This is a genomic window from Kitasatospora sp. NPDC092039 (genome assembly GCF_044756065.1).
Lineage (GTDB): Bacteria > Actinomycetota > Actinomycetes > Streptomycetales > Streptomycetaceae > Kitasatospora.
This window is the reverse complement of the sequence record NZ_JBIVSD010000003.1, coordinates 307,526-333,784: the sequence shown is the minus strand read 5'-3', so window position 1 is coordinate 333,784 and position 26,259 is coordinate 307,526. Positions and strand designations below refer to the sequence as shown.

Below are 26,259 nucleotides of genomic sequence, written 5' to 3'. Positions count from 1 at the left end.
CGGCGGCCGATCGGCTACTGCTGTGAACTGTGGAGCATAGGAGACTCGAACTCCTGACATCTGCCTTGCAAAGGCAGCGCTCTACCAACTGAGCTAATGCCCCTCGACGGCACCGCGCGCGTGCCAACGGGCACTAGCGTACCGGTTTCCGGCGCGATTCCCAGCGCCGTCCCCCTGCGGCAGTGCCGTTCCAGAGGGTCGGCCGGTCCGGTGCGTCGACCGGGCCGGCCGGCCCGCGAGGCGCCGACGGGCGCCTCCGGAGTTCGTCGATCGTCAGATCGCCGGGTGCTCAGCGACCGGCCGGAACCGGGTCGGTGGCCTCGGTCCACAGGTCCTGCTCGGCGCGGTCCGCCTGGACCTGACGGTAGACAAAGAAGCCGCCGAGGGCGACCAGGGCGACCAGGAGAAGCTTCTTCACCGCGGGACCTCGTCCTTCTTGCGTTGGTGGACTCAAGAGCCGGATCCGGCCGGACTGACCGGGCCGACGAGTCCAGTTGTGTTTCGCTCGCGAAAGGGCTGCCGGGTGCCAGACTGCCCTTGCGGCCGATGATACACACCGGTGTCCCAATCGTGACCAGCCACCGGTGCGGTCAACCCGGCGGTCCGGTCCCAGGATTGACGCCGCACCTCCTGGCGGGCGGTCCGACCGGCCCGGAACGCCCCGGCCGCCACCCGGTCAGGCTCGGCCCGCCGGACCGTCCACGGGTCCGTCCGCCGGGCTGCCCGGCACCACCACCACGGCCCTGCCGCCCGCCAGGTCCACCCTGGTCCGGGGCGGCGCGCCCTCGCCCTCCTCGTCCCGCAGCATCAGGGTGCTGCCGCGTTCGTCGAGCTCGTGCTGCTTGCCCGCGGCGAACTGCGCGTGCAGCTGCTCGAACCCGGTGGCCGAGATCTGCCCCTCCCGCCCGGTTCCCCGCCAGGGCACCCACCGGGCGCGGCCCGCCCGCAGGGCCAGCTGGTCGAGCGCCGCCAGCACCACCAGGGCGCAGACCAGTCCGGGGATGCTCATCGCCCACAACATCGCCATGCCGTGTCACCAACCCTCCACCGCCTCTCCCCGGAGAACAGCCGGGACCGGCGGCCGGTTCCCGGCCCGGCGGAGGCGGACACGCCGGGAAGCACGCCGGGAAACGGAGCGGGAAACGCCGAAGGGCCCGGAGTGGATCACTCCGGGCCCTTCGGGGAGGTGGGCCTAACAGGACTTGAACCTGTGGCCTCTTCCTTATCAGGGAAGCGCTCTAACCGTCTGAGCTATAGGCCCTCACCGAGAAGAGATCGTACCGGATTCCGGCCGGCCCGCGGCCCCGTCCGATCCCAGGACGAGTCGAAGGGCCCGGAGTGGATCACTCCGGGCCCTTCGCGGTGGTGGGCCTAACAGGACTTGAACCTGTGGCCTCTTCCTTATCAGGGAAGCGCTCTAACCGTCTGAGCTATAGGCCCTTGCCGCACTGAAAGATTAGCGGACCGACGGCCGTTCTCCCAAATCCGGATCCCCCGGGGCCGCGGCGGCGCCCCCCGCGACCAGCCGCGCCGCACCCGTCGCGGGGCGCAGCAGCCACTCCTCGCGGGTCGGCGGGAGGCCCGCCGCGCCCTCCTCGGTGCTGCGGACGGCGAGCACCTGGTTGATCCCGATCCGGTTCTGCTCGAAGGCCAGCGCGGAGGCCGCCATGTACAGCCGCCAGACCCGGGCCCGGCCGCGGCCGACCAGTCGGACCGCCTCCGTCCAGTGCGCCTCCAGGTTGGCCACCCACTCGCGCAGGGTCAGCCCGTAGTGCTCGCGCAGCGACTCGACGTCCCGGACCTCGAAGCCGGCCTCCTCCAGCCGGGCCACGGTGGAACCGACCGGGGAGAGCTCGCCGTCCGGGAAGACGTAGCGGTCGATGAAGGGGCTGGTGCGGTGCGGCTCGCCGGGGAGGTCGGGGCGGCGGGCGATCTGGTGGTTGAGCAGCCGGCCGCCGGGCACCAGCAGCCCGTACAGGCCCTCGGCGTACACCCGGTACTGCTCGGAGCCGACGTGCTCGGCCATCCCGACGCTGGAGATCGCGTCGAAGGGCCCGTCGGCGATCTCCCGGTAGTCCTGGAGCCGGACCTCGACCCGGTCGGACAGCCCGGCCTCCTCGACCCGGGCGCGGGCCAGCGCGACCTGCTCCCGGGAGATGGACACGCCGACCGCGGTGACGCCGTAGTGCTTCGCGGCGTGCAGCAGCAGCGAGCCCCAGCCGCAGCCGACGTCCAGCAGGCGCATCCCGGGGCGCAGGCCGAGCTTGCGGCAGATGAGGTCGAGCTTGGCCTCCTGGGCGGCCTCCAGGCTCTTCGCCTCCGGCGTCCAGTAGGCGCACGAGTAGACCATCGAGGAGCCCAGCACGAGCCGGTAGAAGTCGTTCCCGACGTCGTAGTGGTGGCTGATGGCCGCGCGGTCCCGGCTGCGGCTGTGCAGCCGCCCGGCGGCCCTGCGGACCTCCTCGCGCGGCGGTTCGGGTTCGAGGCCGACCGCTCCGGCCCGCAGCACGGCGGCGAGCACCCGGCGGCCCTTGGGGCCGAGCGCGTCGCGCGGCCCGAGGGCCCGGGCGCGGATGTCCGGCCGCTCGGCGAAGCGGGCGACGGCGGAGAGCGTCTCGTACAGGTCGGTGCCCGGGGCGAGTTCGAGATCCCCCGCGACGTAGGCCCGGGCCAGGCCCAGCTCGTCCGGCTGCCAGATCAGCCGGCGCAGCGCCCGGCGGTTGCGCAGGACCAGGGTGGGCGCGCCCGGCGGCCCGGCGACGCTGCCGTCCCAGGCCTGTACCCGCAGCGGTACCGGGACCCCCAACAGCCCTTCCAGGGCCTCGACCAGTTGACCTGCGAGCTTCGCCACCGCGCGCCTCCGTCCAGTCGTCCTGCGGAAACCTCAGCTGACCCGGTCGGGCGGACCGGGGGCGGCCTGCGGCACTCCCAGGCGCGGGACGGGCGGCACCCAGCTAAGCCCACCGCGGCCGCCCGGTTTCCGGGCGGCACGCCGCGGGCGGCCGGCTGTCACCCGAAATGCCGACGGGCCCCACCGGCTGCAACAGCCGGTGGGGCCCGCACATTCCGTCCGCGGACGGGGAACTGACCGGGGGTCAGGATCCGGCCGGGGTCAGTCCTCCTCGGCCAGGGTGAGCTCGACGCCGCCGGTGAAGCCGGCCGCCGCGTTGTAGATGAACGCGGAGAGCGTGGACAGGGCGGTCAGCAGGACGACGTCGACCACGGCGATCAGCGTGGTGAAGGTCATCACCTTGCCGAAGCCGACGTAGTCCATCAGGTTGAGGCCGCCGCTGCTGTCCGAGCCGGTGACGTCCTTGAGGGTCTTGGTCAGCGAGTCGAAGACGCCGAGCGAGTCCAGCGTCATCCACAGCACGGCCGCGGCCACGATGATGATGATGCCGACGGCCAGCGACAGCAGGAAGCTGACCTTCATCACGGACCACGGGTCGACCTTGGTCACCCGCAGCCGGGCCTTGCGGGTCCGGCCGAGACCGGGGCCGCCGGCCGCCGCGGCCGGGGCCGGCGCGGGCCGGCGCGCCGCCCCGGCGGCGGGGGCGCCGCCGACCGGGGTCCCGCCGGGCGGGGTGTTGCCGCCGGTCCGGGTGCCCCGGGCCGGGGTCGGTTGCCCCTTGGCGTACGTGGTCGGCTGCGAGAAGCCGCCCGAGCCGGGGGCGGCCGGGCTGCTCGGCGGCACGGGCGGCTGCCCGCCGTAGGTCGCACCGCTCTGGCCCGCTCCGCCGGCCGGTGGCATCAGCGAGGTGGACGCGGCCGAGTGCTCGTTCGGCGGCTGCGGCACACCGTACGAACCCCCGCCCTGCGCGCCCGGACGGCCGCCGGAGGTTCCTCCCGCAGCACCCGTGGCTCCACTCACCTGGTCCTCCCGCACTTCCCACCAGGACGGCGGCGCCGCCCTGCCTGTCACTCGTCATCCAGCGCCCGGCGGGATTGCCCGGAACTGGTCGGCGCCCGGAGCCGCCGCGTCCTTCGGTCGAACGCGGCGGCGCCGGTCTGCGGTTCGGCTCAGGCCTCGACGTCTCCGTCGACCACCGTCGCCGCACCCTCGGCCGTCTCGGTGGACTCGGTACCCGCCACCTCGTCCTCCGCCGTCTCCTCGTCCTCGGCCTCCGCGTTGCGGGCCATGCCCACGACCGCGTCGCGCTTTCCGAGGTTGATCAGTTGGACGCCCATGGTGTCACGTCCGGTTTCACGAACCTCGGAAACCCTCGTGCGGATCACCCCACCCGAGAGGGTGATCGCCATGATCTCGTCGGATTCGTCGACCACGAGCGCGCCGACCAGCGAACCCCGGCCCTCGACGATCTTCGCCGCCTTGGTGCCGTAGCCGCCGCGTCCCTGCACACGGTACTCGTCCACACCGGTTCGCTTGGCGTACCCGCCGTCCGTGGCGGTGAAGACGTACGTGCCCGGACGGACGACGTTCATCGAGAGCAGCTCGTCGTCCTCGCGGAAGGCCATGCCCTTGACGCCGGAGGTGGCGCGGCCGGTGGAGCGCAGGGCGTCGTCGGTCGCGGTGAAGCGGATCGACTGGGCCTTCTTGGAGACCAGCAGCAGGTCGTCCTCGGGGGAGACCAGCTCGGCGCCGATCAGCTCGTCGTCCCGGCCCTCCTCGTCCTGGCGCAGGTTGATCGCGATCAGGCCGCCGGAGCGCGGGGAGTCGTAGTCCTTCAGCGGGGACTTCTTCACCAGGCCGGCCCGGGTGGCGAGGACCAGGTACGGCTTGTCCTCGTACGTGCGGACGGCCATCACCTGGGCGATGTGCTCGTCCGGCTGGAAGGCCAGCAGGTTGGCGACGTGCTGGCCGCGGGCGTCGCGCCCGGCGTCCGGCAGCTCGTAGCCCTTGGCGCGGTAGACCCGGCCCTTGTTGGTGAAGAACAGGATCCAGTTGTGGGTCGTCGTCACGAAGAAGTGGTCGACGATGTCGTCCTGCTTCAGCTGGGCGCCGCGCACACCCTTGCCGCCGCGCTTCTGCGAGCGGTATAGGTCGGAGCGGGTCCGCTTGACGTAGCCGCCACGGGTGATCGTGACGACGATGTCCTCCTCGGCGATGAGGTCCTCGATGGAGAGGTCACCGTCGGACGGGATCAGCGTGGAGCGCCGGTCGTCGCCGTACTTCTCGACGAGCGCGGTGAGCTCCTCGGAGATGATCTCCCGCTGGCGGGTCGGCGAGGCCAGGATCGCGTTGTACTCGTCGATCTTGCGCTGGAGCTCGTCGTGCTCGTCCATGATCCGCTGGCGCTCCAGGGCGGCCAGGCGGCGCAGCTGCATCTCCAGGATGGCGTTGGCCTGGAGCTCGTCGATGTCGAGCAGGCCCATCAGGCCGGTGCGGGCGGCGTCGGCACTGGCCGAGGCCCGGATCAGCGCGATGACCTCGTCGATCAGGTCCAGGGCCTTGAGTAGGGCGCGCAGGATGTGGGCGCGCTCCTCGGCCTTGCGCAGGCGGAAGGTGGTGCGCCGGACGATGACCTCGACCTGGTGGTTGACCCAGTGCCGGATGAAGGAGTCCAGCGACAGGGTGCGCGGCACGCCGTCGACCAGGGCCAGCATGTTGGCGCCGAAGTTGGTCTGCAGCTCGGTGTGCTTGTACAGGTTGTTGAGCACGACCTTGGCGACCGCGTCGCGCTTGAGCACCACGACCAGGCGGGTGCCGGTGCGCGACGAGGACTCGTCGCGGACGTCGGCGATGCCGGCGATCTTGCCGTCCTTGACCAGGTCGGCGATCTTCAGCGCGAGGTTGTCCGGGTTGACCTGGAACGGCAGCTCGGTGATCACCAGGCACTGGCGGCCCTGGATCTCCTCGACCTCGACGACGGCGCGCATGGTGACCGAGCCGCGGCCGGTGCGGTAGTAGTCGTCGATGCCGCGGCGGCCCACGATCAGCGCACCGGTGGGGAAGTCGGGGCCCTTGATCCGCTCGATCAGGGCGTCCAGCAGCTCCTCGGCGGAGGCCTCCGGGTTCTCCAGGTACCAGAGCGCGCCGGAGGCGACCTCGCGGAGGTTGTGCGGCGGGATGTTGGTGGCCATGCCGACCGCGATGCCGGTGGCGCCGTTGACCAGCAGGTTGGGGAAACGGGCCGGCAGGACGGTCGGCTCCTGGGAGCGGCCGTCGTAGTTGGGCGCGAAGTCGACGGTCTCCTCGTCGATGTCGCGCATCATCTCCATGGCCAGCGGCATCAGCTTGCACTCGGTGTAGCGCATGGCCGCCGCCGGGTCGTTGCCCGGGGAGCCGAAGTTGCCGTTGCCGTCCACCAGCGGCATCCGCAGCGACCACGGCTGGGCCAGGCGGACCACGGTGTCGTAGATCGAGGTGTCGCCGTGCGGGTGGTAGTTGCCCATGACGTCGCCGACGACGCGGGCGCACTTGTAGTAGCCCTTCTCGGGGCGGTACCCGCCGTCGTACATCGCGTAGAGCACGCGGCGGTGCACCGGCTTGAGGCCGTCGCGGACCTCGGGCAGCGCACGGCTGACGATCACGCTCATCGCGTAGTCGAGGTACGAGCGCTGCATCTCGGTCTCGAGTTCGACCGGCTCGATCCGCATCGTCGCCTGGGCGGTGGCCTCGGCGGCCTCGGGGGTCTCGGGCTGGTCGCCTTCGGGACGGTTGTCGTCGACCACTGGTGGTCAGTTTCCTTTCACGCGGACTGGAACGTGCGGGGCCTGGGGTGCAGGCGTCACACGTCCAGGAAGCGGACGTCCTTGGCGTTGCGCTGGATGAAGGAGCGGCGGGCCTCGACGTCCTCGCCCATCAGCACGGAGAACAGCTCGTCGGCACGGGCGGCGTCCTCCAGGGTGACCTGCAGCAGCAGGCGGTGCTCGGCGTCCATGGTGGTGACCCGGAGCTCCTCGGCGTTCATCTCGCCGAGACCCTTGAAGCGCTGGATCGCGTCGTCCTTGGGCAGCCGGCGCCCGGCCTCGACCCCGGCGGCGATCAGCGCGTCGCGCTCGCGGTCGGAGTAGGCGTACTCGAAGTCGTCCTTGCCCCACTTGATCTTGTACAGCGGGGGCATGGCGAGGTAGACGTACCCGGACTCGACCAGCGGCCGCATGAAGCGGAACAGCAGGGTGAGCAGCAGGGTGCGGATGTGCTGTCCGTCGACGTCGGCGTCGGCCATCAGGACGATCTTGTGGTACCGCAGCTTGGACTCGTCGTAGTCCTCCTGGATGCCGCAGCCGAAGGCCGAGATGAGCGCCTGGACCTCGGTGTTCTGGAGGACCTTGTCGATCCGGGCCTTCTCGACGTTCAGGATCTTGCCGCGGATCGGCAGGATGGCCTGGGTGCGCGGGTCGCGGCCCTGCTTGGCCGAGCCGCCGGCGGAGTCACCCTCGACGATGAAGATCTCGCACTCGGACGGGTCCTTGGACTGGCAGTCCGAGAGCTTGCCCGGCAGCGAGGCGGACTCCAGCAGGCCCTTGCGGCGGGTCAGGTCGCGGGCCTTGCGGGCGGCGACGCGCGCGGTGGCGGCCTGGATGGACTTGCGGATGATGTCCGCGGCCTCGTTGGGGTTGCGGTCCAGCCAGTCGTTGAGCTGCTCGTGGACGACCTTCTGGACGAAGGTCTTGGCCTCGGTGTTGCCGAGCTTGTCCTTGGTCTGGCCCTCGAACTGCGGCTCGCCGAGCTTGACCGAGATGATCGCGGTCAGGCCCTCGCGGATGTCCTCGCCGGAGAGGTTGTCGTCCTTCTCGCGGAGCAGCTTCTTGTCCCGCGCGTAGCGGTTGACCAGGCCGGTCAGCGCGGCGCGGAAGCCCTCCTCGTGGGTGCCGCCGCCATGGGTGTGGATGGTGTTGGCGAAGCTGTAGACCCCCTCGGTGTAGGAGGAGTTCCACTGCATCGCGATCTCCACCGAGATCGCCTTGTCCTTGTCCTCCGCCTCGAAGTCGATCACCGAGGGGTGGATGACCTCGCCCTTGCGGGAGTTGAGGTGGGCGACGAAGTCCGCGATGCCGCCGTCGTACTTGTACGTGACGGTGAGCGGCTTGCCCTCCTCGTCCACGTGCTCGGGGCGCTCGTCGGTCAGCGAGATGGACAGGCCCTTGTTGAGGAAGGCCATCTCCTGGAAGCGCCGGGAGAGCGTCTCGAAGGAGTAGACGGTGGTCTCGAAGATGTCCGGGTCGGCCCAGAAGGTCACCGTGGTGCCGGTGCGGTCGGTCTCCGCGCCCTTCACCAGGGCGGCGGTCGGGGCGCCCATCTTGTAGTCCTGCGTCCAGATGTGGCCGTCCTTGTGGATCTCCACGGAGAGCCTGGTGGACAGCGCGTTCACCACGGAGACGCCGACGCCGTGCAGACCGCCGGAGACGGCGTAGCCGCCGCCGCCGAACTTGCCGCCGGCGTGCAGGACGGTGAGCACGACCTCGACGGCCGGCTTGTCCTGGCCGGGGACGATGTCCACCGGGATGCCTCGGCCGTTGTCGACGCAGCGGATCGCTCCGTCCGCCAGGATCGTGACGTCGATGGTGTCGGCGTACCCGGCCATCGCCTCGTCGACGGAGTTGTCCACGACCTCCTGCACCAGGTGGTGCAGGCCGCGCTCGCCCGTCGAACCGATGTACATGCCGGGGCGCTTGCGGACGGCGTCGAGGCCTTCCAGCACCTGGATGTTGCTACCGGTGTAGGAAGCCTGGTCGGACTGGTCTGGGGTCTGGCTGGGGTTGCCGGAATCGGCCACGAAGCGCCCTCTCTGGCACAGCACGGGCCGCATGCCCACCCCGTGCGGGCGGGCGTGCGACCACAGCGTTTCGACTCGGTTGCCACTAGCAACAGTGTTTGGCTTTCAGTCTACCGGTACGACTGACAGAGATGGGCGTTTGGCAGCCCTTGAGGGCAGATACGCCGCCCTGAATCCCCTCTGCACATGTCCCGATACTCGACCGGGGGGCCCAGGGCGCCTGGAAGGGCTGTCAGGGGTTCCGGAAGATCGCCATCCGATCCGTGCCTCCGGCGGCGGTCCGACGTCCCGGTCAGCCCCAGGTGTCGCCCGGCCCCTTGCTCCCCGGGGCGCGCAGCCGGCCGTAGCCGCGGGCGGGCGCCGCCGGGCCGAGCACCTTGATGGTCCGGACCGTCCCGTGCCCCAGCTCGTGGTTCAGACGTGCCACCAACTGCCGTGCCAGCCAGCGCAGTTGGGTGGCCCAGGCGGTGGAGTCGCACTGCACGGTGAGCACCGCGGCGGCCTCGTCGTAGGAAGAGGGGTGGCAGTGCGCGGCGATGTCCGGGCCGACGATCTGCGGCCAGCGGCCCATCACCCCGCCGACCGCGGCCGAGGACTCCCAGCCGCGCTCGGTCAGCAGCCGGTTGAGCGCCGCTCCCAGCGGGACGGGGTCGCGGCCGTCCGAGCGGGCGCCGCTGCGCAGGCCGTGCCGCTTCGCCTCGCGCTTCTCCCGGACCTGCTCACCGCGCTGGCGGGCCTGGGCTCGGGCCGCCCGCAGCGCGGAACGGGCGAGGTCGGCGCCGGTCGGCGCGGGGGCACCGGGCTGGGGGGAGTTCTCCGCCGGCTCGCTCACGGCGATCTCCTTTCCCCAGCCTGTGGACAACGCTGAGCGATCCAGCGTACGGGAGGGCGCGGACGGCGGACGGCCGGGTGCGGTGCGACCGGCCCGGGCGGGAGGAAGAAGGAGGGGGTCAGGCGTCGATCCGGCGCACCACGCCGTCGGAGACCGAGAACCGGGCGCCGGCCAGCGCCTTCGGCACGTCCTCGGCGACCGCCGCGGTCACCAGCACCTGCTCGCCGCCGGCCACCAGCTCGGCCAGCCGGTCCCGGCGGGCGGCGTCCAGCTCGGCGAACACGTCGTCCAGGATCAGCACGGGTTCGCCGCCGTCGGCGCGCAGCAGCTCGTACGAGGCCAGCCGCAGCGCCAGCGCGAACGACCAGGACTCGCCGTGGCTGGCGTAGCCCTTGGCGGGCAGCGGGCCGAGCCTGAGCACCAGCTCGTCGCGGTGCGGGCCGACCAGGGTGACGCCGCGCTCGACCTCCTGCTTGCGGACCGCCTGCAGCGCGTTCAGCAACTGCTCCTCGGCCTGCTCGCGGCTGGTCGGCAGCTCGCCCTCGAAGGAGCTGCGGTACTCCAGGGCGGTCTCGCCGCCACCGGGGGCCAGCTGCCCGTACGCGGCCGCCACCAGCGGCTGCAGGGCGGCCACCAGCTGGATCCGGAAGGCCGTCAACTCGGCTCCGGCGCGCGCCAGATGGCCGTCCCAGACCTCCAGGGTGGAGAGGTCGGCGCCCTTGCCGCCGCCGGCCCGGCGGGCCATCGCGGCGGTCTTCAGCAGGGCGTTGCGCTGCTTGAGCACCCGCTCGTAGTCCTGCCGGACCCCGGCCAGCCGGGGTGCCCGGGCGGTCAGCAGCTCGTCCAGGAAGCGCCGCCGCTCACCCGGGTCGCCCTTGACCAGGCTGAGGTCCTCGGGGGCGAACAGCACGGTGCGCAGCAGGCCCAGCACGTCGCGCGGGCGGACGTTGTCGGAGCGGTTGATCCGGGCCCGGTTGGCCTTGCCCGGGGTGAGCTCCAGCTCGACCAGGGTGGAGCGGCCGCGGTCCACCACCGAGGTGCGGACCACGGCCCGCTCGGCGCCCAGCCGGATCAGCGGGGCGTCGGTGGCGACCCGGTGGCTGCCCAGGGTGGCGACGTAGCCGATCGCCTCGACCAGGTTGGTCTTGCCCTGGCCGTTGGGCCCCACGAACGCCGTCACGCCCGGGTCGAGGGGAACCTCGGCCCGGGCGTACGACCGGAAGTCGGCGAGCGACAGATGCGCGACGTGCATGGCTGTGGACTGCGCCCGCCTTCTTGTGGAGGACCTGCTGGTTACTTGGACTCGACCGCGTGGCCGCCGAACTGGTTGCGCAGCGCGGCGATCATCTTCATCTGCGGAGAGTCGTCCTGGCGGGAGGCGAAGCGGGCGAACAGCGAGGCGGTGATCGCCGGCAGCGGCACGGCGTGGTCGATCGCGGCCTCGACGGTCCAGCGGCCCTCGCCGGAGTCGGCGGCCCAGCCGCGCAGCTTGGCCAGGTGCTCGTCCTCGTCCAGGGCGCGGACGGCCAGGTCCAGCAGCCAGGAGCGGATGACGGTGCCCTCCTGCCAGCTGCGGAAGACCTCGCGCACGTCGGTGACCTCGGGGGCGGCCTCCAGCAGCTCCCAGCCCTCGGCGAAGGCCTGCATCATCGCGTACTCGATGCCGTTGTGGACCATCTTGGCGAAGTGGCCGGCGCCCACCGCGCCCGCGTGCACCGAGCCGAAGTCGCCCTCGGGCTTGAGGGCGTCGAAGACCGGCTGGACCTTCGCGACGTGCTCGGCGTCGCCGCCGTACATCAGCGCGTAGCCGTTCTCCAGGCCCCAGACGCCGCCGGAGACGCCGCAGTCCACGAAGCCGATGCCCTTGGCGGCCAGCGCCTCGGCGTGCTTGATGTCGTCGGTCCAGCGGGAGTTGCCGCCGTCGACCACCACGTCGCCGGGGGAGAGCAGTTCGGCGAGCTCGTCGACGGTCGCCTGGGTGGCGGCGCCCGCCGGGACCATGACCCAGACCACGCGCGGGCCCTGGAGCTTGGTGACGAGCTCCTGGAGGCTCTCGACGTCGGAGATGTCCGGGTTGCGGTCGTAGCCGATGACGGTGTGGCCGGCGCGGCGGATCCGCTCGCGCATGTTGCCGCCCATCTTGCCGAGACCGATGAGGCCGAGCTCCATGACCAAGTCCTTACCTGTGGTGACGTGCCTGCCGGCGGCGCCGTTGCCGCGCTCCTTGAGCCTACGCGCTGGAGCGGGCCCACCGGTCGGCGGTCGGGCCGGACGGGGGAGACGTCCACAGGCTGTGCACAGCGGGTGTGCACAGCCTGTGGACGGTCGGATCCGGGGGATCAGCCGGAGAGGCGGACCGGCATGATCAGGTACTGGTAGGCCTTGTCCTCCTCGGCGTCCACCGAGACCTTGCCGCTGAGCAGCGCGGGCTTGGTCGGGGTGGTGAAGCTGAGCTGGGCGTAGGGGGAGTCGATGGCCTTGAGGCCCTCCTCCAGGTAGCCCGGGTTGAAGGCGATCGAGATGGCGTCGCCCTCCAGGGAGGCCTCGATCCGCTCGGTGGCCTGGGCGTCGTCGCCCGAGCCGGCCTCGAGGGTGAGCACGCCCTCCTCGAAGTTCAGGCGGACCGGGGTGTTGCGCTCGGCGACCAGCGAGACGCGCTTGAGCGCCTCCAGGAAGGGCTGGGTCTGGATCGCGGCGACCGCGTTGAACTCGGTCGGGAACAGGCTGCGGAACTTGGGGAACTCGCCCTCCAGCAGCCGGGTGGTCGTCCGGCGGCCGGCGCCCTCGAAACCGATCAGGCCCTCGCCCGCGCCGCCCGAGGAGAGCGCGATGGAGACGGTGTCGCCGCTGCCCAGGGACTTGGCGATGTCCTGGAGGGTCTTGGCCGGGACCAGCGCGACGGCGGAGATGTCCGACTGCTCGGGCTTCCACAGCAGCTCGCGGACGGCGAAGCGGTAGCGGTCGGTGGCGGCCAGGGTGATCCGGTCGCCCTCGATCTCGACCCGGACGCCGGTGAGCACCGGGAGGGTGTCGTCGCGGCCGGCGGCGACCGCGGCCTGGCTGACGGCCGAGGCGAAGACGTCGCCGGCGACGGTGCCGGTGGCGGTCGGCATCTGGGGGAGCGCCGGGTACTCGTCCACCGGGAGGGTGGGGAGGGTGAAGCGGGAGCTGCCGCAGACCACGCTGACCCGCTGGCCGTCGGTGGAGATCTCCACCGGGCGGTTGGGGAGGTTGCGGGAGATGTCGTTCAGCAGCCGGCCGGAGACCAGGACGGTGCCGGCCTCCTCGACGTCCGCCTCCAGCTCGACCCGGGCCGAGACCTCGTAGTCGAAGCCGGACAGCGCCAGGCTGCCCTCCTGCGCGGTCAGCAGCAGGCCGGCCAGCACCGGCACCGGCGGCCGTGCCGGGAGGCTGCGGGCAGCCCAGGCCACCGCCTCCGCGAGGACGTCACGCTCCACCCGGAACTTCACCGGTAACCGCCTCCTGGATCGAGCGCTCCCGCTCGCACTCTGGTTCGTCTGGTCTTGATCGTCGGTTCGGGCTGTCCGCCGAGCTGGGTCGCTCCGCTTCCAGTCGCAAGGACAGTCTGACGTACTCCGCCGACAGACGGGGCAGACGGGCGGAAGCGACCCGAACGGTTGTCGGAGACCGGTTGTCCACAGATCCGGGGCCCACCCACTTTGAAAGCAAGTCCCGGGTCTAAATGTGTAGTGGTAGTAGTAGGGCCTGTGGAAACCGTGGATAACCCCGTTTCCGCAGGTCAGAGCCCGAATTTTGTCCACAGGGACTGTGGACGGCGGCTGTGGACGGGCAGGCCGCGCTGTGGACAGCCGAGCGTTACCCACAGGGCACGCAGGGTATCCACAGGTTATCCCCAGGGCTGTCCCCAGATCCGGGCCCGGTTATCCACGGGCGCCGGTCAACTTTTCGTGACGCCTTTCACACCAGGGTATGAACGCCAGCCCACGGTTGTCGAACTGTGGACGCCGCTGTGGACAACCTGGGGATAACCGCCCTCGGCCTGGGGACAACCGGTGGACAACCCGGACGGCCCAGTGGCGGCCCGTCAATTGTCCACACCCTGTGGATAACCGTTGTGCACAAGTCCACAGGCACCTGACCTGCGCCGAAGAGCGTAGCGGTGACGGGCCTGTGGACGAATTCTGGATAACTCCGCACTCCCCACCCTGTGGACGGTGGAGGAGGGGCCGGTCCTGTGGACAACGGCCTTGCGCGCCCCCGGGTTTCGAATCACCGGTCAGTTGTTCGGCGCGGGCTGTGGACTGGCGGTCCGTCCGTCGACGGCATCCCTGCCCAGCCGGCGCGCGCCGCACACCTGTGGAGGCGCGAAAAGGGCGTCAGGATCGCTCCTGACGCCCTGAAGGCCCCGCCCCGGGGCCGCGCTGTGCGGTGCCGCCGGCTCCGCTGCGCTCTGCCCTAGCTCTTGATGCGGTTGGTGAGTTCGGTGACCTGGTTGTAGATCGAGCGGCGCTCGGCCATCAGCGAGCGGATCTTGCGGTCCGCGTGCATCACCGTGGTGTGGTCGCGGCCGCCGAACTGGGCGCCGATCTTCGGCAGCGAGAGGTCGGTGAGCTCCCGGCAGAGGTACATCGCGATCTGCCGGGCCGTCACCAGCACCCGGCTGCGCGAGGATCCGCAGAGGTCGTCCACGCCCAGGCCGAAGTACGCGGCGGTCTGCTGCATGATGACCTGCGCGGTGATCTCCGGTCCGGCGTCCTCGTCCCCGCCCGGGATCAGGTCCTTGAGGACGATCCCGGCCAGCTCCAGGTCCACCGGGGCCCGGTTGAGGTTGGCGAAGGCGGTGACCCGGATCAGCGCGCCCTCCAACTCCCGGATGTTGCGGGTGATCCGGGACGCGATGAACTCCAACACGTCGGCGGGAGCGTTCAGTTGCTCCTGGATCGCCTTCTTGCGCAGGATCGCGATCCGGGTCTCCAGCTCCGGTGGGGTGACGTCGGTGATCAGGCCCCACTCGAAGCGGTTGCGCAGCCGGTCCTCCAGCGTGGTCAGCAGCTTGGGCGGCCGGTCCGAGGAGAGGACGATCTGCTTGTTCGCGTTGTGCAGGGTGTTGAAGGTGTGGAAGAACTCCTCCTGCGTGGACTCCTTGCTCGCGAGGAACTGGACGTCGTCCACGAGCAGGATGTCCATGTCCCGGTAGCGGCGGCGGAAGGTGTCCGCCTTGCCGTCCCGGATCGAGTTGATGAACTCGTTGGTGAACTCCTCGGAGGACACGTAGCGCACCCGGGTGCCCGGGAAGAGGCTGCGCGAGTAGTGCCCGATGGCGTGCAGCAGGTGGGTCTTGCCCAGCCCGGACTCGCCGTAGATGAAGAGCGGGTTGTACGCCTTGGCCGGGGCCTCGGCGACCGCCACCGCCGCCGCGTGCGCGAAGCGGTTGCTGGCGCCGATGACGAAGGTGTCGAACAGGTACTTGGGGTTCAGCCGGGCGGCCGGCTCGTCCTTGCGGGAGCCGCCGGCCGGGGGAGCGCCGGGCGGGGCCGGCACCCCCGGGACGCCGGGGCGTTCGGCGGAGCGCTCCGGGGAGGCCTTCTCCGCGGGGCGGCCGCCGGAGGGGCGGGAGCCGCCGGACCGACGGCCGGCACCGGCGCGGGGCTGCTCGTTCGGGCCGGGGCCGTAGGCGCCGCCGAAGAGGTCGCCCTGGGTGGTCGCGGGCGGGCCGGGGACGGGCCGCGGCGCCGGACGGGGCGCGGACTCCTCCGGATCGCGGTAGCCGGGCGGCTGCTCCTGGTACCCGCCCTGCTCCTGGTACCCGCCCTGTTCCTGGTAGCCCTGCCAGCCCGGTCCGCCGCCGGGGGCGCCGTACGGGGCCTGGCGCTGCTCGTAGCCGCCGGTGTCGTAGCGGGGGCGCTCGTAGTCCTGCTCGTAGGGCCGGCCGTGCTCGTACGGCTGCTGGTAGCCCTGGCCGCCGTAGTCGGGGGCGTCCTCCTCGGCCGGGCCGGGGTAGGGCTCGGCGGGGGCCTGGGCGGCGGCCGCGGGGGTGGTGGGCACCGCGTTGGCGTCGACCATCACGGCGATCCGCACCGGGCGGCTGAGTTCACGGCTGAGGGCGTCGGTCAGCTGCGGTAGCAGCCGGCCCTCCAGCACCTGCTTGGCCCGCTCGTTCGGGGTCGCCAGCAGGGCGGTGTCGTGCATCATCCACATCGGCTGGGTGCGCTGCACCCACTGCTTGTCCATCTCCCCGACATCGGGGTCGCTGACCAGCCGCTCGACGACCCTGGCCCAGACCGGGACGAGGTCGCTGTTGACATCAGCCACTGGTGCACGCTTTCCAAGAACAAACCAGACAAGTTCTGCAACGGTAGTCAGCGAACAGAGCCGGATCAAGTTGTTGTCCACAGGCTGTGGGCAACCGGGGGCCGGGACGGGCTGGTTTGACCCTCGCGCCCCGTCCCGCGTACCGTAACCAGGTCGAGTTGTCGATGGCCGCTGCCGCATGTCCGCGGGTCCACCCGCTCCATAAGGCGCGCAGCACGGGCGCCGCGGATTGCCTCAGACCCCAGCCGAACTGGGGCGATGGGCCGGATTTCCGAATCAGGGGAGATCACGCGGACGCACGGTGACGGCCAAGCGACCCCCCGTCATCCTACGATTCACCTCAGGAGCCCCCGAGTGAGCAAGCGCACCTTCCAGCCGAACAACCGTCGTCGCGCGAAGACCCACGGCTTCCGGCTGCGTATGCGTACCCGCGCCGGCCGCGCCATCCTGGCCGCCCGCCGTGGCAAGGGCCGCGCCAGCCTGTCCGCCTGATCCGCGCCAGAGTCTGTTGTGCTGCCCTCCGAGAATCGGCTGCGGCGGCGCCAGGACTTCGCGACCGCGGTGAAACGCGGTCGCCGGGCCGGCCGGCCCCTTCTGGTCGTCCATCTCAGCAGAGACGGTGACCCGCAGGGGCAGACCGACGGGACCAGCGACTTCCGCCCGCACGTCGCCGAGGGGACTCCTTCGGCGCGTGCGGGTTTCGTCGTGAGCAAGGCCGTTGGCCCGGCGGTCGTCCGCAACCTGGTCAAGCGCCGGTTGCGCCACCTCGTTCGTGATCGTCTGTCCAGGCTGCCCGCCGGTAGCCTGATAGTGGTGCGTGCGCTGCCCCAGGCCGCGACCGCCTCGTACCAGGACCTCGAACGTGACCTGGACGCGGCACTGAAACGGTTGCTGAGGACGGAGCCCGCCGCCACGGCGCCGACGGGAGCAGGGCGATGAAGTACCTGCTGATGGGCCTGATCAGGGTCTACCAGTGGACGATCAGCCCACTGCTCGGTCCGGTCTGCCGTTATTACCCCTCCTGCTCGCACTACGGCTACGAGGCCGTGAAGGTGCACGGGGCGGTCAAGGGCGGCGGACTGACCGCGTGGCGAATCCTGCGCTGCAATCCGTGGACGCCCGGCGGGGTCGATCACGTCCCGCCGCGCAAGCATCCGGTATGGCACCGGCGGTTGCGAGACTGGCTGAAGAGCCGGTCCGCCACCGGAGACCCGGTGACCGCCACTTCCGCCGGTCCGGACCCCGAGGGCCCGGCGACCATTGGCCCCGTGCGGCCGATCCACCTGTCCAAGGAGCCTGACCGGTGACCTTCTCCTTCCTGAATCCCCTGTACACAGCGGTGTCCTGGATCATCGTCCAGTTCCACTCGCTGTACAGCAACATCTTCGACCCGGACGGTGGCTGGGCCTGGGGTCTCGCCATCGCCTCGATGGTGGTCGTCATCCGGATCTGCCTGATCCCGCTCTTCGTGAAGCAGATCAAGGCGACCCGGGCCATGCAGGCGATCCAGCCGAAGATGAAGGCCATCCAGGAGCGCTACAAGAACGACCGGCAGCGCCAGTCCGAAGAGATGATGAAGCTGTACAAGGAGGCGGGTACCAACCCGTTCTCCAGCTGCCTTCCCATCCTCGTGCAGGCGCCGTTCTTCACCGCCCTCTACGGCGTGCTCGCCAAGGTCGCCAAGGGCGAGGACATCGGCGTCATCCACGGCGACCTGCTGGTGAGCGCGGGCAAGGCGCACATCTTCGGTGCCCCGCTCTCCGCGACCTTCGTCGGCAGCCCCGAGACCAGCGTCAAGATCGTCACCGCGGTGATGATCATCCTGATGTCGCTGTCGCAGTTCATCACCCAGCGCCAGCTGATGACCAAGAACGTCGACCTCACGGTGAAGACGCCGTTCATGCAGCAGCAGAAGATGCTGATGTACGTCTTCCCGATCATGTTCGCCGTGATGGGCATCAACTTCCCGGTCGGTGTCCTGGTCTACTGGCTGACCACCAACGTCTGGTCGATGGGCCAGCAGCTGATCGTCATCCACAACAACCCGACCCCGGGCAGCAAGGCCTTCGAGGAGCGCCAGGCCCGCCTGAAGAAGGCCGGTCGGCTGCGCCCGGACGGTACGGAGATCAGGGGTGCGCTCTGGGGCATGCTGCCCCCGTCCAAGGCGGCCGTCAGCGAGGCGGCCAGCGCCGCCGCGGTGGTCGAGGAGTCGGTGCAGACGCGCCGCCAGCAGCCCCGTCGGCAGAGCAAGTCGCAGCGCCAGCAGGGCGGTGCCGGTCAGCCGACCGCCGAGCTGAGCAAGGACGGGACCCCGGCCGAGGAGCCCGCCGACACCGCTCCGGCCGACTCCGCCCCCGCCGACGCCACCCCCGCCGAGTCCGCGGGCCGGCCGGCCGCCAAGCAGGCCGCGGCCAAGCCCGCCGGCACCCGGCAGGGCACCAGGCAGCAGCCGAAGCGCGGTGGCCAGCGGCCGAAGAAGAAGTCCTGACCGGTCCCGAGCCCGTTGTGACAGCCGCGAAGAGCTTCGTCCCCGGCCCGACAGACGGGCCCATCTCCGAAGGAGTCCATCAGTGACGGAAGGCACCACCTCCGCCGTCGAGGCCGAGGTCGCCGCCAGCGCCGACGAGAGCCTCATCTCCCGCCTGGAGCAGGAGGGCGACATCGCGGCGGACTACCTGGAGGGTCTGCTCGACATCGCGGACCTCGACGGTGACATCGACATGGACGTCGAGGGCGACCGCGCCCTGGTCTCCATCGTCAGTGACGGCAACGACCGCGCGCTCCAGCGCCTGGTCGGCCAGGACGGCGAGGTGCTGGAGGCGCTCCAGGAGCTGACCCGGTTGGCTGTCCACCGGGAGACCGGCGAGCGCAGCCGCCTCATGCTGGACATTGCCGGCTTCCGGGCCCGCAAGCGCGAGGAACTGGCGGTACTCGGTGCCAAGGCCGCCGAGCAGGCCAAGAGCACCGGCGAGCAGGTCAAGCTGCGGCCGATGACGCCCTTCGAACGCAAGGTGGTCCACGACGCGGTCGCCGCGGCCGGTCTGCGCAGCGAGTCCGAGGGCGAAGAGCCCCAGCGGTTCGTGGTCGTGCTGCCGGTCTGAGGCCGACAGGCCGACGACCGGTCGCCGCGGCGGCCGGAGAGCTTCACCGGACGCGACCCCGTCCGCCTCGTGCGGGCGGGGTCGTCGTCCCTTCTGGGATGTTTCACGTGAAACAGTGCGTTGAGCGGGTCGGTGGATCCGGGGATCGGAGAGGTCGAGATGGACACGGAGAACGCGGCTGCCGGCCGGCCGGGGGCGGACGTGGACCCGGCCGCTGAGGGGCGGGCCAGCGAGCTGGGGCAGCTGCCCGAGGCGCCGGCGGTCGCCCGGGAGGTCTTCGGGGAGCGCTACGACGCCGCGGTCCGCTACACCGAGCTGCTGGCCTCGGCGGGCGTGCAGCGCGGGCTGATCGGGCCCCGAGAGGTGCCCCGGCTCTGGGACCGCCACGTGCTGAACTGCGCGGTGCTGGCCGAGCTGCTGCCCGCCGGGACCACCCTGTGCGACGTCGGCTCCGGGGCCGGCCTGCCGGGCATCCCGGTGGCGCTGGCCCGTCCGGACGTCTCGGTGACGCTGCTGGAGCCGCTGCTGCGCCGGACCACCTTCCTGGAGGAGGTCGTCCGGGAGCTGGGGCTGGAGAACGTCACGGTGCTGCGCGGCCGCGCCGAGGAGATGGTCGGCAAGCTCGCGGTGGACGTGGTGACCGCCCGGGCGGTGGCGCCGCTGGACCGGCTGGCCGGCTGGGGCATGCCGCTGCTGCGCCCGCACGGGCAGATGCTGGCGCTCAAGGGGGACAGCGCGGAGCAGGAGCTGGCCGACTCGCGGGCCGGACTGACCAAGCTGGGCGCGGTCGAGTGGACCGTCATCGCGGTCGGCGAGGGCACCCTGGAGACCTCGACCCGGGTGGTCCAGGTGAAGGCGGGGGAGAGCCCCGGCGGGGTGAAGGCGGCCACCCGGCGCGCCAAGGCGGCCCGGGCGGGCCGCAACGCGACCGTGCGCAACGGCGAGCGCGGCCGGGGCGGGCGGCGCCGTAGCCGCTGATCCGGGGCGACACCGGATACCTGACGACGACGGGCGGACGGGCCTCCTGGACGGGAGGAGCGTCCGCCCGCGGTCGTTCGGGTGACGGCCGGGCCGACGGGGGGACACCGGAGTGTCGCAACGTCAGATTTCCGGCATAGCGGGCATGGTGTTTCACGTGAAACGTCGCTCATTGCTTCCGGGCATCCTCCGCCGCGACCGGGCGGTGACTGTTGCCGCTCCGGTTTCACGTGAAACACTGACCCCCATGCAGGACTCGGAGACCGTCGACCAGATCGACGACACGCCCATCGCACGGGCTGCCCAGGCCGCGGTCCGGGCGATCGGCCGAGCGGGTGAGGGACTGCCCCGGCCGGCCGCCGCCCGGGTGATCGTGGTCGCCAACCAGAAGGGTGGGGTCGGCAAGACCACCACCACCGTCAACATGGCCGCCTCGCTCGCCATGCACGGCCTGCGCGTCCTGGTCGTCGACCTCGACCCCCAGGGCAACGCCTCCACCGCGCTCGGCATCGACCACCACGCCGAGGTGCCGTCCATCTACGACGTCCTGGTGGAGGGCAAGCCGCTGGCCGACGTGGTGCAGCCGGTGCGCGACGTCGAGGGGCTGTTCTGCGTCCCCGCCACCATCGACCTGGCCGGCGCCGAGATCGAGCTGGTCTCCCTGGTGGCCCGGGAGAGCCGGCTCCAGCGCGCCATCGCCGCCTACGAGCAGCCGCTCGACTACATCCTTATCGACTGTCCGCCCTCGCTGGGCCTGCTGACGGTCAACGCCCTGGTCGCCGGCCGGGAGGTGCTGATCCCGATCCAGTGCGAGTACTACGCGTTGGAGGGCCTCGGCCAGCTGCTGCGCAACGTCGAGCTGGTGCGCGCGCACCTCAACCCCGAGCTGCACGTGTCGACCATCCTGCTCACCATGTACGACGCCCGGACCAGGCTGGCCGCCCAGGTCGCCGAGGAGGTCCGGACCCACTTCCAGCAAGAGGTGCTGAGCACGGCGATCCCGCGCTCGGTGCGCATCTCGGAGGCGCCCAGCTACGGGCAGACGGTGCTCACCTACGACCCGGGTTCGACCGGGGCGCTCTCCTACCTGGAGGCCGCCCGCGAGCTCGCGCTGCGCGCGGTGGGCCAGAACGGATCGCTGGTGGGTCAGCAGCGGGACGGCCAGCAGGGGCACGTCGCCCCGGCGGCACAGCACGGCACGACGGAGGGTCATCAGTGAGTGGTCGCAGGGGTCTGGGGAAGGGGCTCGGGGCACTGCTCCCGTCGGCCCCGCCGACGGTCGGCGGGGCGGCGGCGCAGCCCGCCACGGCCGCGCCCGCACCGGCCTCGGTGGTGACGACCGGCGCGGTCTCGCCGACCGCGGTGCCGGTGTTGCCGAACGGCCGGGGGACGGTCGCCGCCCGGGCGTCCCGCGCGGCCGAGGCGGTCGAGGGCACCGGTGCGCGGTTCGCCGAACTGCCGCTGGACGCGATCACGCCCAACCCGCGCCAGCCGCGTGAGGTCTTCGACGAGGACAAGCTGGCCGAGCTGGTCACCTCCATCAAGGAGGTCGGTCTGCTCCAGCCGATCGTGGTGCGCCAGGTCGGCATCGACAGCTTCGAGCTGATCATGGGTGAGCGCCGCTGGCGCGCCTCCCGGGAGGCCGGGCTGGAGCGGATCCCGGCGATCGTCCGGGCCACCGAGGACGACAAGCTGCTGCTGGACGCCCTCCTGGAGAACCTGCACCGCGCCGCGCTGAACCCGCTGGAGGAGGCGGCCGCCTACGACCAGCTGCTGCGCGACTTCTCCTGCACCCACGAGGAGCTGGCCGACCGGATCGGCCGCTCGCGCGAGTACGTCTCCAACACCCTGCGGCTGATGAAGCTCACGCCGTCCGTCCAGCGCCGGCTGGTGGCCGGGACGCTGATGGCCGGCCACGCGCGGGCGCTGCTCGGGGTGCCGGACGCCGACGAGCAGGAGCGGCTGGCCAAGCGGATCATCGCCGAGGGTCTCACGGTGCGCAACATCGAGGAGATCGTCAAGGTGATGAAGCTGGAGGAGAAGCCCAAGCGTCAGGCGCCCAAGGCGGGCAAGCTGAACTCCCCGGCCTTCACCGACCTGGCGAGCCGGCTGTCCGACCGCTTCGACACCCGGGTCAAGGTCGAGGTGTCGCAGCGCGGCGGCAAGCTGGGCAAGGGCAAGGTGGTGCTGGAGTTCGGTTCGGTGGAGGACCTGAACCGGATCCTGGACAGCATGGCGCCCGGCGAGGACGGTCTGCGGCTGTCGCAGGGCTGAGCCGGACCGGCGCGGCCGAGGGCGACGACCCGAGGGTGCGTGTTCCACGTGAGCGCTGTTTCACGTGAAACATGCACCCTTCGGCGTTCGTGGGGGAATGCTCGACCGTGAGAGGGAGGAGGAGGTGCGGCCATGGGACGGCGGATCGCTCCGCTGACGCTGGACAACCTCGGGGACCTGCCGACCGGCTGTCGTTCCTGCGTGTTCTGGGAGCTCGACCCGGTGAGCGCGAAGGAGGCGGTGGAGTCGGGCAAGCCGGAGCTGGAGAAGGAGGGGTGGATCTCCACGGTGCTGCTGGAGTGGGGCTCCTGCGGCCGGATCGTCTACGTGGACGACCGGCCCGCCGGGTTCGTGCTGTACGCGCCGCCCGCCTACGTCCCCCGCTCGCAGTCCTTCCCGACCAGCCCGGTCTCGCCGGACGCCGTCCAGCTGATGGTCAGCCGGGTGCTGCCGGGCTACCAGCGCCAGGGGATCGGCCGGGTGCTGGTGCAGACGGTGGCCAAGGACCTGATCGGGCGCGGGGTGCGGGCGATCGAGGCCTTCGGCTCGGCCGGGCGGGTGCCGACCAGCTGCGTGCTGCCGGCCGACCACCTGCTCGCGGTCGGCTTCAAGACCGTCCGGCCGCACCCGCGCTACCCGCGGCTGCGGCTGGAGGCCAGGACCACGCTCTCCTGGCGGGGCGACGTGGAGGGCGCACTGGAACGGCTGCTGGGCGGCGGGCGCAAGGAACCGGCGCTGCGGCCCTTCTAGGAGCCGACGGAACGACGACGGCGGCGGGGCCCCCTCGATGGGGAGCCCCGCCGCCGCGTGGTCGACGTCCGGAGGGCCTAGATGAACTCGGCCAGCTCGCGCAGCAGCGCGGCCTTCGGACGGGCACCGGTGATGGACTTCACCGGCTCGCCGTCCTTGTAGACGATCAGGGTCGGGATCGAGATGACGTTGTACTGGGCGGCGGTCTGCTGGTTGGCGTCCACGTCGAGCTTGGCGATGGTGATCTTGTCGCCGTGCTCGGCCGCGATGTCCTCCAGGACCGGGGCGACCTGGCGGCACGGGCCGCACCAGGTGGCCCAGAAGTCGACCAGTACGGGCTTCGAGCTCTTCAGGACGTCGTTCTCGAACGTCGCGTCGGTGACGGTGGTGGTGGCGCCGGCCACGGGAACTCCTCGGGATCGGACGGAGGGGGCTGCTGCCAGGAGAACAACGGATGGGCCCGTTCTGTTTCTGCCCGGCCGGGGCGGGGGTGTTTCACGTGGAACACCCCCGCGGGGTGGAGCGGGGAGGGGCTCAGACCGCGACGGCGGCGGCCTTGGCCTCCAGGTCGTCGAGCGAGGCCAGGTAGCGCTCGGCGTCCAGCGCGGACGAGCAACCGGTGCCCGCGGCGGTGATGGCCTGGCGGTAGGTGTGGTCCACGACGTCGCCGGCGCCGAACACGCCGGGGATGTTGGTGCGGGTCGAGGGGGCCTCGACCTTGAGGTAGCCCTCGGCGTCCAGGTCCAGCTGGCCCTTGAAGAGCTCGGTGCGCGGGTCGTGGCCGATCGCGATGAACAGGCCGGTGACGGCCAGCTCGCGGGTCTCGCCGGTGGTGGTGTCGCGCAGGGTGACGCCGCTCAGCTTCGGGTCGCCGTGGATGGCCTCGACCGCGCTGTCCCACTCGAAGCGGATCTTCGGGTCGGCGAAGGCGCGCTCCTGCATCGCCTTGGAGGCGCGCAGGGTGTCCCGGCGGTGGATGATCGTGACGCTCTTCGCGAAGCGGGAGAGGAAGGTCGCCTCCTCCAGGGCGGTGTCGCCGCCGCCGACCACCGCGATGTCCTGGTCGCGGAAGAAGAAGCCGTCGCAGGTGGCGCACCAGGAGACGCCGCGGCCGGAGAGCTTGTCCTCGTTCGGCAGGCCGAGCTTGCGGTGCTGGGACCCGGTGGTGACGATCACGGCGCGCGCCCTGTGCACGTTGCCCTCGGAGTCGGTGACGGTCTTGATGTCACCGGTGAGGTCGACCGCGACGATGTCGTCGGGGATCAGCTCGGCGCCGAAGCGCTCGGCCTGGGCCCGCATGTTGTCCATCAGCTCGGGGCCCATGATGCCGTCCCGGAAGCCCGGGAAGTTCTCGACCTCGGTGGTGTTCATCAGCGCACCACCGGCGGTGACGGCCCCCTCGAAGACCAGCGGCTTGAGGGAGGCACGGGCCGTGTAGAGCGCTGCCGTGTACCCGGCGGGGCCGGAACCGATGATGATCACGTTACGGACGTCGCTCACTGCTTCTCCTGGTTCGCATCGCGACCCGCGTTTGCTGCGGGGAGGGCGGTCCTGCTCCGCCGCCCGGGACAACGACTGACCAGTGTCTCGCATTCCCAGGCGGATCAGTACCAGGCGCCCGAACTCCGGAAGCGGCGTGCCGCCGTCGGCGTGGATCGCATGGGAACCGTCGGTCAGTGGCTGGGAACGGCCTGGTGGAGGAGGACCGGACCGCAGCCGGGGGAGCGCAGGTAGACGTCGACGAAACCGGGCCGGCCAGGCAGCGGGTAGACCAGGACGTCGACCGGCGCGCCGTGGTAGCCGCCCCGGTCGGTGGCCAGCGGCGTGCCGGGGGCGGGGGCCGGGCAGTCCGATCCGGTCGGGGAGGGGGACTCGGGCTCCGGCCGGGCGCCGTCCGCGGGCGGGGCGCCCTCGGCCGCGGCGGGCCCGGTGGCCCACAGCCCGGGGGCGTTCTCCGAGCGGGCCAGCAACTGCTGGACCTGGGCCGCGAGCGCGTCCTCGCGGTAGTCGGTGCCGGCGACGGCGGTGTGCGGCGCGCGGGCGTCGTGGCTGTCGGAGGTGGTGGTCGGGGCACCGCCCGCGCTGGCCGTCACGGCGCCGGACCGGTCGTCGGGGTGCGGCAGCAGCAGGCCGCCGAGCCCGAGCGCGGCCAGAGCGGCGGCGGTGCCGAACAGCAGGGCGAACCGCCGCCGGCGGGCGCGGGCGCGGCCGGGGCCGGTCGCGGAGCCGGACCGGCCGGCGGGCCGGGCACCGAGGCGGTCGGCGGGGCGGGAGGGGACGGCGGAGAGCGGCGTGGCGGGCGCCGTGGCGGCGGCTGCGGGCGGGGCCGGGGCCTCGGACCGTCGGTCGGCCGCGGCGGCCTCCTGTGCCCGCCCGGCGGCCTCGGCGAGCGCGGCGTCCAGTCGGGCGGCGACGTCGGCCGGCATCGGCGGGGTCTCGATGTCGCCGAGCAGCGCCTGGACCTCGGCGAGTGCGTCGACCGTCTCCCGGCACTCGGCGCAGCCGTCCAGGTGCCGCCGCAGCGCCCCGACGGTCTCCGGGGAGTCGACCAGCCCCTCGGCGAGGTCGGCGAGTCGCTCGACCGGGGGGTGGTCGTCGGCGGGGTCGGGGAAGGAGGGGTGGGCGTTCATCGGGTGCTCGCGTCTCCTTCCAGGACCGTCCGACCGGTGCTCGTCCCTGTGACGGGGCCGGGGCGCTTCGGGTTCCCCGGGGCGTTCCGGCGTGGTGGGACCGCGCCGGGGGCGGGTGGTGTTTCACGTGGAACACCCGGCTCGCGCAGGTGGCGGACCAGCGGGAGGAGCCGGGCCCGGCCGCGTGCGCAGCGGCTCTTCACGGTGCCCACCGGGACGCCCAGCAGCTCGGCCGCCTCGGCCACCGGGTAGCCCTGCATGTCGACCAGCACCAGCGCGGCCCGCTGCTCGGCGGGCAGTTCGGCGAGCGCGGCGGTCACCTCGCGGTGCAGCTCGGCCCGGACCACCGGGGAGTCGGCCGGCTCGGCGGTGCCGACCAGGGTGTCCAGCCGCTGCGGGTCCTCGTCGAGCGGGGCGGTGCGGCGGGTGGCGCTGCGCCGGGCGCGGTCCAGGCAGGCGTTGACCACGATCCGGTGCAGCCAGGTGGTGACCGCGGAGCGGCCCTGGAAGCCGGCGGCGGCGCGGAAGGCGGAGACCAGGGCGTCCTGGAGGGCGTCGGCGGCCTCCTCGCGGTCGCCCAGGGTGCGCAGGGCGACCGCCCAGAGCCGGTCGCGGTGGCGGTCCACCAGCAGGCCGAAGGCCTCCGGGTCACCCGCGACGTGCCGGGCGAGCAGCGCCGCGTCGTCGTCCGTTCCTGTCACCCCTCGACCCCTCGCCGT

The 26,259-nt window shown here is 71.8% G+C and carries 24 protein-coding genes and 3 tRNA genes; 9 read left to right on the top strand and 18 right to left on the bottom strand.

Annotated features, from left to right (window positions below; all coding sequences use genetic code 11):
* Positions 1–30: 30 nt before the first annotated feature.
* From ACIQI7_RS07785 to dnaA, 14 genes are all read right to left on the bottom strand, one after another.
* A tRNA-Ala gene (locus tag ACIQI7_RS07785) sits at positions 31–103 on the bottom strand.
* A gap of 186 nt (positions 104–289) precedes the next feature.
* Positions 290–418, bottom strand: coding sequence for a DLW-39 family protein (locus tag ACIQI7_RS07780; protein WP_014137031.1), 129 nt, complete (start codon positions 416–418; stop codon positions 290–292).
* A 258-nt stretch (positions 419–676) separates the two neighbouring features.
* The gene (locus ACIQI7_RS07775) at positions 677–1,009 is read right to left on the bottom strand and encodes a DUF6191 domain-containing protein (protein WP_401106114.1); all 333 of its coding nucleotides are present in this window, start codon (positions 1,007–1,009) and stop codon (positions 677–679) included.
* Between the two features lie 178 nt (positions 1,010–1,187).
* Positions 1,188–1,261 (bottom strand) — tRNA-Ile (locus ACIQI7_RS07770).
* A 102-nt stretch (positions 1,262–1,363) separates the two neighbouring features.
* Positions 1,364–1,440, bottom strand: a tRNA-Ile gene (locus ACIQI7_RS07765).
* A gap of 16 nt (positions 1,441–1,456) precedes the next feature.
* Entirely contained in the window at positions 1,457–2,851 is a 1,395-nt protein-coding gene (locus ACIQI7_RS07760; RefSeq protein ID WP_401106112.1) for a class I SAM-dependent methyltransferase, read from the bottom strand.
* A 261-nt stretch (positions 2,852–3,112) separates the two neighbouring features.
* Positions 3,113–3,796, bottom strand: a complete 684-nt coding sequence (locus ACIQI7_RS07755; protein WP_401106110.1) for a DUF3566 domain-containing protein — start codon at positions 3,794–3,796, stop codon at positions 3,113–3,115.
* A 224-nt stretch (positions 3,797–4,020) separates the two neighbouring features.
* Complete coding sequence (gene gyrA / locus ACIQI7_RS07750; protein WP_387760651.1) at positions 4,021–6,558, bottom strand: DNA gyrase subunit A; 2,538 nt, start codon at positions 6,556–6,558, stop codon at positions 4,021–4,023.
* A 131-nt stretch (positions 6,559–6,689) separates the two neighbouring features.
* Positions 6,690–8,705 (bottom strand): DNA topoisomerase (ATP-hydrolyzing) subunit B, encoded by a 2,016-nt coding sequence (gyrB, locus tag ACIQI7_RS07745; protein WP_387760627.1) that lies wholly within the window; start codon positions 8,703–8,705, stop codon positions 6,690–6,692.
* 268 nt (positions 8,706–8,973) lie between these two features.
* On the bottom strand, positions 8,974–9,513 hold the full coding sequence (locus ACIQI7_RS07740; RefSeq protein WP_387760626.1) for a DUF721 domain-containing protein: 540 nt from the start codon (positions 9,511–9,513) through the stop codon (positions 8,974–8,976).
* Positions 9,514–9,631: 118 nt separating this feature from the next.
* Positions 9,632–10,765 carry a DNA replication/repair protein RecF gene (recF, locus tag ACIQI7_RS07735; protein ID WP_401106108.1) on the bottom strand — a complete coding sequence of 378 codons (1,134 nt, stop codon included), beginning with the start codon at positions 10,763–10,765 and terminating at the stop codon, positions 9,632–9,634.
* A gap of 41 nt (positions 10,766–10,806) precedes the next feature.
* The gene (gene gnd / locus ACIQI7_RS07730; protein ID WP_316522219.1) at positions 10,807–11,682 is read right to left on the bottom strand and encodes a phosphogluconate dehydrogenase (NAD(+)-dependent, decarboxylating); all 876 of its coding nucleotides are present in this window, start codon (positions 11,680–11,682) and stop codon (positions 10,807–10,809) included.
* A 170-nt stretch (positions 11,683–11,852) separates the two neighbouring features.
* A complete protein-coding gene (dnaN, locus tag ACIQI7_RS07725) occupies positions 11,853–12,983 on the bottom strand; it encodes a DNA polymerase III subunit beta (RefSeq protein WP_387760623.1) in 1,131 nt (376 codons plus the stop codon).
* Between the two features lie 967 nt (positions 12,984–13,950).
* Positions 13,951–15,807: a chromosomal replication initiator protein DnaA gene (gene dnaA, locus ACIQI7_RS07720; protein ID WP_401106106.1), complete on the bottom strand. Its 1,857-nt coding sequence runs from the start codon at positions 15,805–15,807 to the stop codon at positions 13,951–13,953.
* 354 nt (positions 15,808–16,161) lie between these two features.
* On the opposite strand from dnaA, the gene rpmH reads away from it, so the two are divergent.
* From rpmH to ACIQI7_RS07675, 9 genes are all read left to right on the top strand, one after another.
* Positions 16,162–16,299: a 50S ribosomal protein L34 gene (rpmH, locus tag ACIQI7_RS07715; RefSeq protein WP_030059672.1), complete on the top strand. Its 138-nt coding sequence runs from the start codon at positions 16,162–16,164 to the stop codon at positions 16,297–16,299.
* Positions 16,300–16,317: 18 nt separating this feature from the next.
* Positions 16,318–16,746: a ribonuclease P protein component gene (gene rnpA / locus ACIQI7_RS07710; protein WP_387760621.1), complete on the top strand. Its 429-nt coding sequence runs from the start codon at positions 16,318–16,320 to the stop codon at positions 16,744–16,746.
* Positions 16,743–17,114 carry a membrane protein insertion efficiency factor YidD gene (gene yidD / locus ACIQI7_RS07705; RefSeq protein WP_387760620.1) on the top strand — a complete coding sequence of 124 codons (372 nt, stop codon included), beginning with the start codon at positions 16,743–16,745 and terminating at the stop codon, positions 17,112–17,114. Before rnpA ends, yidD begins: the two co-directional genes overlap by 4 nt.
* Complete coding sequence (gene yidC / locus ACIQI7_RS07700) at positions 17,111–18,295, top strand: membrane protein insertase YidC (RefSeq protein ID WP_401106103.1); 1,185 nt, start codon at positions 17,111–17,113, stop codon at positions 18,293–18,295. Before yidD ends, yidC begins: the two co-directional genes overlap by 4 nt.
* Before the next feature lie 82 nt (positions 18,296–18,377).
* A complete protein-coding gene (locus ACIQI7_RS07695) occupies positions 18,378–18,908 on the top strand; it encodes a protein jag (RefSeq protein ID WP_401106102.1) in 531 nt (176 codons plus the stop codon).
* A gap of 159 nt (positions 18,909–19,067) precedes the next feature.
* A complete protein-coding gene (gene rsmG, locus ACIQI7_RS07690) occupies positions 19,068–19,886 on the top strand; it encodes a 16S rRNA (guanine(527)-N(7))-methyltransferase RsmG (RefSeq protein ID WP_401106100.1) in 819 nt (272 codons plus the stop codon).
* A 145-nt stretch (positions 19,887–20,031) separates the two neighbouring features.
* Positions 20,032–21,105: a ParA family protein gene (locus ACIQI7_RS07685; RefSeq protein WP_401106099.1), complete on the top strand. Its 1,074-nt coding sequence runs from the start codon at positions 20,032–20,034 to the stop codon at positions 21,103–21,105.
* Positions 21,102–22,160, top strand: coding sequence for a ParB/RepB/Spo0J family partition protein (locus ACIQI7_RS07680; RefSeq protein WP_401106097.1), 1,059 nt, complete (start codon positions 21,102–21,104; stop codon positions 22,158–22,160). Before ACIQI7_RS07685 ends, ACIQI7_RS07680 begins: the two co-directional genes overlap by 4 nt.
* A gap of 132 nt (positions 22,161–22,292) precedes the next feature.
* Positions 22,293–22,910, top strand: coding sequence for a GNAT family N-acetyltransferase (locus ACIQI7_RS07675; RefSeq protein ID WP_401106095.1), 618 nt, complete (start codon positions 22,293–22,295; stop codon positions 22,908–22,910).
* 77 nt (positions 22,911–22,987) lie between these two features.
* Here ACIQI7_RS07675 and trxA read toward each other — a convergent pair whose 3' ends face one another.
* From trxA to sigM, 4 genes are all read right to left on the bottom strand, one after another.
* Positions 22,988–23,314 (bottom strand): thioredoxin, encoded by a 327-nt coding sequence (gene trxA / locus ACIQI7_RS07670; protein ID WP_401106093.1) that lies wholly within the window; start codon positions 23,312–23,314, stop codon positions 22,988–22,990.
* Positions 23,315–23,444: 130 nt separating this feature from the next.
* Positions 23,445–24,410, bottom strand: a complete 966-nt coding sequence (trxB, locus tag ACIQI7_RS07665; protein WP_401106092.1) for a thioredoxin-disulfide reductase — start codon at positions 24,408–24,410, stop codon at positions 23,445–23,447.
* A gap of 173 nt (positions 24,411–24,583) precedes the next feature.
* Positions 24,584–25,540 (bottom strand): hypothetical protein, encoded by a 957-nt coding sequence (locus tag ACIQI7_RS07660; RefSeq protein ID WP_401106090.1) that lies wholly within the window; start codon positions 25,538–25,540, stop codon positions 24,584–24,586.
* Entirely contained in the window at positions 25,537–26,241 is a 705-nt protein-coding gene (gene sigM, locus ACIQI7_RS07655) for an RNA polymerase sigma factor SigM (protein WP_401106088.1), read from the bottom strand. The genes ACIQI7_RS07660 and sigM overlap by 4 nt, the downstream gene beginning before the upstream one ends.
* Positions 26,242–26,259 lie beyond the last annotated feature (18 nt).

What these genes read in the sequence shown, in the direction of transcription:
- ACIQI7_RS07775 (WP_401106114.1), bottom strand. Translation starts at nt 1,009, where the DNA reads ATGAGCATCCCCGGACTGGTCTGCGCCCTGGTGGTGCTGGCGGCGCTC.
- gyrA (WP_387760651.1), bottom strand. Translation starts at nt 6,558, where the DNA reads ATGCGGATCGAGCCGGTCGAACTCGAGACCGAGATGCAGCGCTCGTAC.
- recF (WP_401106108.1), bottom strand. Translation starts at nt 10,765, where the DNA reads ATGCACGTCGCGCATCTGTCGCTCGCCGACTTCCGGTCGTACGCCCGG.
- gnd (WP_316522219.1), bottom strand. Translation starts at nt 11,682, where the DNA reads ATGGAGCTCGGCCTCATCGGTCTCGGCAAGATGGGCGGCAACATGCGC.
- yidD (WP_387760620.1), top strand. Translation starts at nt 16,743, where the DNA reads ATGAAGTACCTGCTGATGGGCCTGATCAGGGTCTACCAGTGGACGATC.
- rsmG (WP_401106100.1), top strand. Translation starts at nt 19,068, where the DNA reads ATGGACACGGAGAACGCGGCTGCCGGCCGGCCGGGGGCGGACGTGGAC.
- ACIQI7_RS07685 (WP_401106099.1), top strand. Translation starts at nt 20,032, where the DNA reads ATGGTGTTTCACGTGAAACGTCGCTCATTGCTTCCGGGCATCCTCCGC.
- ACIQI7_RS07675 (WP_401106095.1), top strand. Translation starts at nt 22,293, where the DNA reads ATGGGACGGCGGATCGCTCCGCTGACGCTGGACAACCTCGGGGACCTG.
- ACIQI7_RS07660 (WP_401106090.1), bottom strand. Translation starts at nt 25,540, where the DNA reads ATGAACGCCCACCCCTCCTTCCCCGACCCCGCCGACGACCACCCCCCG.